The following is a 7520-nucleotide window of genomic DNA, read 5'->3' on the forward strand; positions in this document are numbered from 1 at the left end:
AGTTCCGCAGCGTCGCCGGGTTGACGCCGAGCAACTCGCCGACCTTGCGCCGGGCAGCGAGCTTCGACTCGCCGTCACGCACCCGGTCGGCGTACATGCGGACCGCGCGGTCCCGGGTCTCCGAGTCAAACTTCCGTGGTGCAGACACAGGTCCAGTCTCCTTGCTGGTTGGACCCTTCACCCGCCCCAGGACGATTCACGGACGCCCCCTGATGGGCTGGACCCGGCCAGCTACCTCCATCGGGACGGGCCGTCCGCGCTGCGGAATGCCATCGGCCGGGCCGGCCACCTCGCCGACCAGCCCATCGACGCTCACATCGGCAGGCCTACAGCGAACCCCGCCGAGACCGCTGCGGTCATTCACGACGTGGCGGTAGTCGTCGCGGCCTCACCGCCGTCGTGCTGGCTCGTCCACGACCTGTTTAGGCGCCTGCACTTCAGCGAGGCGGGCAGCCGGGCGGCACCGGTGTTCAGCCTCGAACCGGGCGCGCCTCTACGGCGCATGGCGCAGCACGCCTTACACCACGCCGCCGGCCTCACCCCCGGCCAGATGAGCGACTGGCTGCACGGGCACGGCGCCCACGGGCTGGCCGAGCTGCCGTCGGCCGGCCTGTTCCGCGAACTCGCGCACTACGGGCATCTGAACACGGGCACGGCCTGGAAAGGCAACGATCTGACCGACATGGTGTACCTGTCCTGCGCCGGCGCCTACGCCGATGTCGTGGTGTGCGAACGTCACATGGCCAGCCCGTTGGCCCAGGGCGTGCGCCGCCTCGGCGCGGGGGCGACGGTGTTCCGCCGGCTGCGGGACGCCGCCCCGGCCATCGAGGAGATGCTGAGCACCCGGCCGCGCACCGACGGCGCCAGTCAGAAGCCCGGCGGGCCGACCGACACGTGAGCCGCCGGTCGGGACGGCGGCCCACCCGGGCGGTCGCCGGTTCCCGGCCCACGAGGTGCCCGGCCACGGTCGAGACCGCTTCACCGATCGGGGCTTCGGTCGTCGCCGCCACCGGCACGAGCCGCGATGTCTGGCCGGGCGGGAGCGATGGACAGAACCGGGACCGGAGCCAGCCGCGGTGGCGACGCCGGCAGCGGTAGGGGAACCGTCGACGCGGACTCAGCCGACCGGCGGGGGCACCTGTTCGCCGTGCCCCTGACGGCACCGGCCGACCACGACCGGCCCACCGTTGATCCAAACGGCGGTGACCGGCACCGACCCAGTCAGCACCGGATCGTCGGAGTCGACGAAACGGACCTGGAGGTCGTCTTCGAACTGCACAGTTCCGGGCACGAACGGAACCATGACGTCGGAGGTGTCGTCGTGTGAGTGGAGCACCGTCACCCCCAGTCCCCGCCGGCCCAGAACCTCCATGGCACTCAACACCTCCGGGTTGGCGAGAGCGCTGTCGAGATCGGCGACGGAGTTCGCCATGGTGGCCTCCTGGGGCGACGGTCGAGTGGCGTGGGTCACAGGATAGCGCCGTGCCGGAACCGGGCGAGGCGCACCGGACCCGGTGCGGTCCGGCCGCCCCCGGGCCTCGGGATGTCTGACGTCGACCGGGACGGTGCCGGCACCCCCTGACCCAGGTCACGGTGGGCCGACCAGCAGCAGGCCGATCAGCGACACCGCACCCTGGCGCAGCGGTGGGACCGGTCCGGCGGCCCGCATGAGGGTCTCGGCGGCGGTCACATGGCGAGGCAACTGCGGGGCCTGACCGCACCGGATGAGTGGTGGGGCGCGGGTCGGCAGCTCGGCGTCGGCATAGCCGGACACCGCGTCGGCGAGGCGGGGCGCATGCAACGCCAGGGGCAGTCCGCGCATGGACTCGATCACCTCCGCGGCGAGGACCGGATCGGCCGTCGAGGCCAGCCGCAGCACGGTGTCGGTGGTGTGGCCCAGGGTTCGCCGCCAGTCCCACCGCGCGGCCACTTCCGGCAGCCCCCAGGCGACCGACTGCATCGCCGCCCAGGCCGGGACGAGGTCGTTCAGGGCCGTGTGGGAGGGAAGGCGGGTCAGACCGACGTTGTAGCCGGTTCGGGCGCGGGCCAGCCATTCCCCGCTGGCGGTGTAGTGGCTGCCCGCACGACGGAAATGGGTGCGGGCCTGTACGTCGTCACCGCGGTCTCGACACACCTTGCCCAGGCCGAGCTCGCAGTCGCCCAGCTCGTGCAGCAGGCCCCGCCGTCGGTATTGGTCGGCTGCCCTGCTGTATAGCGCTTCGGCGGTGCGGTGGCGACCCATTCGAGCGGCGATGTTGCCCAGGTTGTGGTCGAGCGCAGCCACCCTCGGGTCGGCCCCTTCGCGCGCGTAGTGCTCGCGCGCCCGACGCGACAGTGACCATGCCTGCCGGAGCTCACCGAGCTCCATCATCACCAGACTCAGGTCACGGTGGACCTCGGCGAGCTTGTCGGTCAGCTCCGGTCCAGTCAGCGCACGGCGGTACTCGGCGGCGGCGTCCTCGAGGAGGGTGACGGCCTCGTGATGGGCGCCCAGTTCGTTCTCCGCCATCGCCAGGTTGACGCGGCTGTCGGCGACGTCGATGAGCTCGCCGTGCTGGCGCAACAGGGTCAGCGCCTGCCGATAGTCGCGTCGGGCGTCGGGCAGATGGCCGCGTTGGTATGCCACGTTGCCCTGGTACTGCAGCGTCTTGGCCACCTGCCAGGCCGATCCGCTGGCGCGGTACAGCGTCAACGCCGCGTCGTAGTGGCGCTGCGCGTCGGCCAGCGCACCGTCGAACCAGGCGGCGGTGCCCAGATTGCAGGTGGCGTCGGCGACGCCGAGGGCATCGCCGAGCACAAGGAAGCAGGTCAGCGCGATGTGGTAGCTGCGCCGTCCGGCGGTGGTGTCGTGCTGCGCGAGGGCGTGGTTGCCGCGGTACAGCGCCGTGCGACCGGCCTGCCCGAGATCGGTCGCGCTGTCCTCGGCGGACTGCCGGTGGTCGGTCATGGGGTGGACGGCTCGTCGGGCAGCACGTAGGTGACCGGCGCCGCCCAGATCAGCGGCGCATGCCGCCGCCGGGACGCGGCCGTGTTCGCCTGCCGCCACAGCCGCAGCTGCCTCAGCTGCCAGGCGCGCAGCGCCGCCACCGGATCGGCGGCCCCGTGCGCCTCGTCGACCGCCAGTGCGAGCGCGGTGGTCGGACCGTGCCCAGCCGCCACCTGGGGCTCCCCCGGTGCCCCGGCGGTCTGGTCGGTGGGCAGGGTCCACCGGGTCGCGGTGATCACCCGGGCGCCGGCGTGAATGGCCGCCAGGGTGAGGCCGACCTGTTCGGCGTACCGGCTGTCGTCGGCCTGGCAGGCGATGAAGGCGACCCGCCGGGGCAGCGGCCACCGCTGAGGTGCGTGCAGCCAGACGCGAGCGCTGAGCGCGTGGGTGTGCCGGGGCCGCTCGAGCAGACGCCCGTCGTCGGTCTGCATCGGTTGGCGGTCGGCCCACGAACGGAGATCCGGGTCGAACTCCAGCGCGGCGGCCGTCGGGGACAGCTCGTCGCTGACCGAGACGTGGCCCAGGTACAGCAGGCGACTCCAAGAGCCCTCGGTCAGCAGGGCGCTGAACTGCTGCCGGGAACATCTGGGCAGCCGTCCGGCGGCGGCGTCCTCGTCCGATCCGCCGGCCAGCACGTCGCCGCGGGCCGGATCGTGCCGGTCTCGCCATGCGTCGGGCAGCTGCTCGGGATAGATGGGCAGCGCGGTGGGACGCGTCCGACTGCGGCTGGGATCCACCACACGCAGCACCGGGCCCTGGGGCCGATGCGGAGCCGCGGGCAGGGGCAGGTCGACCAGTGAGGCGGGACTGACGCCGCCGCGGACGCGGGCCACTTCGACCAGCCGACGGTCGGTGTCGTCGACGGTGAGCAGCTCCCAGGGCACGGCCCCGAGGTCGGGGCCGGGAGCGATCACCAGAGTCGGCACGTCGGGAACGCTTCGCTGCGGAGGGGACGGTGGCGCCTCGTCCGAGAGTTCCGGCGCCCCCTCGCCGGACGCGGCGGTCGCTGCGGACGGTGCGGTCAGGTACTCCCGCAGAACGGCCGGGAGCAGCAGGCGTCCCAGGCCGGCGCACAGGTCGCGGTTGGCCGCCGGGTCGACCAGCGGGCCGGTCCAGGCGCGCTGCAGGGATTCCGCGACGGCGGTGACCTCCAGGTCGGCCAGTTGCTGGCCGATGTCGAACAGAGCCGACCAGTACGCCTCGTGCTCGTCCTGGTCCGGCGGCGGGTTCTGCTGCATCCTGGCGCGTTGTCTTTCCAGGTCGCGACGTCGCTGTTCGGCGGTCTCGTCTCGGCCGGGGAGCCCGTCAAGCAACAGGGCCAGCAGCGGCTCCACCTCGGTCCAAGGCTGCGCTCCGGCGACGACGAATGCGGTGTCCGGCTCGCCGCGGGCACGTCCGGCTGGGCCGGACGCCGGCTGCGGCGGAACGCGCACGCTGGCCCAGGTCTCCGGTGAGACCCGCGCCTGCACGGCCCGCCGAGCCGCGTGGTTGTCGCCGTCGCCGCGGGTCGCCGTGGTCCACCAGTAGAGGTTCTCGCCGGCCCGCCACAGGCCCAGCCACCAGACGGTGGGGGCCCCCGCCGCGGCGTCGGGGGCCACCGGTGGAGGCTGCCGCGCGCCGGTCACCGTCCGGGCCGCCCGTCTGCCCGCAGCAGCGCGCCCAGCGGCACGGCGCGGTCGGAGGACGGTGGCGGATTCGGGCCCACGGCCCGCAGGCGTTGCGCCTCGCGGTCGTAGGGCGCCAGCTGCAGCTCCCAGCCGCAGTGGACCTGGGCCGGGGCCCGCACGGCCAGGGAGCCGATGATCTCCTCCGGCTGGGGAGCCGGGCTGCGCCGCGGGCCGTCGGTCACGGCCCAGGGCAGTGCGCGGGCGACCACACCCAACGCCGGCGCGCTGGCCACGTCGACGGTGCCGACCGCTCGAGCCCGTTCCACCAGCTCGGCGAGCAGCATCGGGTCAGTGGCCGCCACATCGAAGGCAGCGGCCGCCAGGGAGCCCGTCTCCTCCCGCCAGTGGGCACGTTCATCGGGCCGGTGGAGGGTGAATCGGGTCGCGTCGAGGGCCAGCCACGCCGGTAGCACCATGCTGCGTCGCTTCGCCGAGGTCCGTGGCCAGGTCAGTCCCCAGTTGTGTCGGCACCGGGCCAGGGGCATCCACAGCCCGAGCGCACGGCATCCGGCGGCCGCCCGGCGATAGTGGCGCCGGGCGGCCTCCATGTTGCCCCGGGCCGCCGCGACGATGCCGCGATTGGTCTCCAGCTCCGCGGCCTGGCGCGGTTGCTCGGCTTTCCGGTACAGGCTCTGCGCCTGGCGGTAATAGTCCTCGGCCCGCTGCCAGTCGCCGCGGCCGGCTGCGGCGACGCCGAAGTTGTGGGCCACGGTGGCTCGGCCGAGCAGCGAGCCAAGCCGCGCGTACAGCTGCTCGGCCTCCTGCAGGAAGTCGACGGCCTGGTCCCACCGCTCGGCGTCGCAGGCGACGACGCCGAGGTTGACCAGGGTGCCGGCGGCTTCCCGGGCCGCGCCGCGATCCCGATAGGTGTGCAGGGCCTGGGCGTACCCGTCGGCCGCGGCGTGCAGGTCGCCCATCCGGCGGTCGAGGCTGGCCAGTCCGCCCTGCAGCCGGGCCCGGTCCAGATCCATGCCCATCTGCGTGAAGAGGGCCAACGCCTGCCGCAGGCACCAGCGGGCCTGGGGGTAGTCGCCGACGTGGAGGTGCACGTAGCCCTGGTTGGTCAGGACGTCGGCCAGTTCCTTGGGCAGGCCGTCGTTCTCGTACACCGCCCGCGCCCCGTCGAGGAGCACGCTGGCGGTCGCGAAGTCCCCGCGCTGAGCCGCGACCGCGGACATCGTCGTCGTGGCCGCCGCCCACGACAGCCGCTCGTCCGCGTCGTCCGCGGCCGACCGGGCGGCCTCCAGGCGATTCCACGCAGCCGTCAGCCGCCCGGCTCGTTCGTCTAGGACGGCGAGGTTGATCTGCACGTCCACGACGTCGCCGGTGCGGCCATGGCGGCGGTAGAGGTTCAACGCGCGTCGGTAGTGGCCGGCGGCATCGTCGAGCTGGTCGCGGCGGCGGGCGACCTGGCCCAGCGTCAGGCGGACCGCCGCCTCGTGCAGATCCCGTTCCGCGGTTCCGTCGCCGGCGACGGCCACGGCCCGCTCCAGCAGCCGGGCGGCCTCATCGAGGTGTCCTTGGCGCATGCGGACGAGGGCGAGGTTGTGCTCGGTGGCCGAGCGCGGCAGCACCGCTTCCGCGCGGTCGAGGGCCGCGGCGGCACGCTGAAACGCGTTCGCTGCGGACTCGAGGTCACCGCCCTGCCAGGCCCGGAGTCCGGCGTCGTTGGCCGCCGCCGCAGCCTCGAGCACCCGTTGCGGAGCCTCCTCCGGGGCCGCGCCAGCAGCGGCGTTCTGCGCCCCCCGCTCCCCCACCCCGCCGACCGTACGGCACCAGCCGGGACGGCGATCGTCTGACAGCATCCGCACATGACGCTGCGGACCTATGACCTCGACGACGGATCGGTGCTCGTCGTCGCCGACGTGCAGGAACCGGCACCCTCAACCGACGCGGCAGTGCTGAGCCCGTTCACCGACTTCGTGCAGACCGCGCTGGCCAGCGGCATCATCGGCAACGCCGGCTACGCCATGCTGACCGCGCTGGCCACCCGCTTGCGGCACAGCGGCTTCATCAGGCCGCGGAGCCGCCGTCCCACCGCCTCGGACATGAGCCAGGCGGTCCAGGACAGCCTGACCGCGATCGGCGTCACCACCATCACGATCGGCACGCTCCGACAGCTCGCAGATGGAAGCTGGTCCGCGCAGGGCACCGCCGACGGTCGGCCGTTCACCGTCCAGGCCGAGCCGGAGGGCGCGGTGAGCCTCGTCCGCATCCGCGGGAATTGACACAAAACGCCCGCGGCTCCGCCGTGGCGACGCGCCCACCGAAGCCTTCAGCCCCGGCGTGAATCCGCACTTCTAGAATGTCCTGGTGGGAAAGCGGACTAGCTCGCACGTCTCCGGCGACCTGGCGGAAGTTGAGGTGTTCGGCCATCTGCTCCGTACCGGCGCAGCAATCAACAGTCTGACGGGTTCCGACACCGGCTGGGATTTGCATCTGCATGTACCCGATCAGATCGTCGACGTCGACTCCAGCAAGTCATGGACGATGTCCGGGCACTCCGCGCACGTGCAGGTGAAGTTCCGCTCCAAGGCCAATAGCGCGCGGGTGTCGATCGGCACGATGAAAGACTGGATCTCGGGCAGTCGATCGGGGACGCCGACATTCGTCTTCCTGCTCGACGACGCGGGAGGCCTGAACTACCTCACCCCCTGCGATCTCCAGAACGTGGTGAATGCACGACCGAATGCACGTGCGACGACGAAGATCGATCTCCGGTCGGCGCCGTGCCACGCCTATCGAGCCTGTCGCATAAAGCCGCGTGCCTGAGCGGGTGCGGGCGGTAGTTGCGGGAGAATGGGGCATGCCGCAGAACTTCATCCGCGCGGATGTCGATCAGGGGTTTCTGCTGCCGCCGGATGTGC

The 7520-nt window shown here is 72.6% G+C and carries 7 protein-coding genes and 1 pseudogene; 3 read left to right on the forward strand and 5 right to left on the reverse strand.

All coding sequences use genetic code 11. The annotated features are described in order from the left end of the window. Window positions 1-148 (reverse strand): annotated as a pseudogene (locus E4P41_RS20560) (IS3 family transposase); the annotation flags it as partial. A 219-nt stretch (window positions 149-367) separates the two neighbouring features. Between E4P41_RS20560 and E4P41_RS20565 the strand changes: the two are divergent. Beyond that, window positions 368-898, forward strand: a complete 531-nt coding sequence (locus E4P41_RS20565) for a hypothetical protein (protein ID WP_135143072.1) — start codon at window positions 368-370, stop codon at window positions 896-898. 219 nt (window positions 899-1117) lie between these two features. Here E4P41_RS20565 and E4P41_RS20570 read toward each other — a convergent pair whose 3' ends face one another. The 4 genes from E4P41_RS20570 to E4P41_RS20585 all read right to left on the reverse strand — a co-directional run bounded on the left by E4P41_RS20570 (window position 1118) and on the right by E4P41_RS20585 (window position 6410). Continuing rightward, on the reverse strand, window positions 1118-1432 hold the full coding sequence (locus E4P41_RS20570) for a hypothetical protein (RefSeq protein WP_135143073.1): 315 nt from the start codon (window positions 1430-1432) through the stop codon (window positions 1118-1120). A 156-nt stretch (window positions 1433-1588) separates the two neighbouring features. Then, window positions 1589-2947: a tetratricopeptide repeat protein gene (locus tag E4P41_RS20575; RefSeq protein WP_135143074.1), complete on the reverse strand. Its 1359-nt coding sequence runs from the start codon at window positions 2945-2947 to the stop codon at window positions 1589-1591. Continuing rightward, complete coding sequence (locus E4P41_RS20580) at window positions 2944-4584, reverse strand: CHAT domain-containing protein (protein ID WP_135143075.1); 1641 nt, start codon at window positions 4582-4584, stop codon at window positions 2944-2946. Before E4P41_RS20580 ends, E4P41_RS20575 begins: the two co-directional genes overlap by 4 nt. 23 nt (window positions 4585-4607) lie before the next feature. Next, the gene (locus E4P41_RS20585) at window positions 4608-6410 is read right to left on the reverse strand and encodes a tetratricopeptide repeat protein (RefSeq protein WP_135143076.1); all 1803 of its coding nucleotides are present in this window, start codon (window positions 6408-6410) and stop codon (window positions 4608-4610) included. Window positions 6411-6464: 54 nt separating this feature from the next. Between E4P41_RS20585 and E4P41_RS20590 the strand changes: the two genes are divergently transcribed. Together E4P41_RS20590 and E4P41_RS20595 are read left to right on the forward strand one after the other, a co-directional pair. After that, on the forward strand, window positions 6465-6881 hold the full coding sequence (locus tag E4P41_RS20590) for a hypothetical protein (RefSeq protein ID WP_135143077.1): 417 nt from the start codon (window positions 6465-6467) through the stop codon (window positions 6879-6881). Window positions 6882-6966: 85 nt separating this feature from the next. Beyond that, the gene (locus tag E4P41_RS20595; RefSeq protein ID WP_135143078.1) at window positions 6967-7425 is read left to right on the forward strand and encodes a hypothetical protein; all 459 of its coding nucleotides are present in this window, start codon (window positions 6967-6969) and stop codon (window positions 7423-7425) included. The last annotated feature ends 95 nt before the right edge of the window (window positions 7426-7520 follow it).

It is taken from the genome of Geodermatophilus sp. DF01-2, from assembly GCF_004571065.1.
Lineage (GTDB): Bacteria > Actinomycetota > Actinomycetes > Mycobacteriales > Geodermatophilaceae > Geodermatophilus.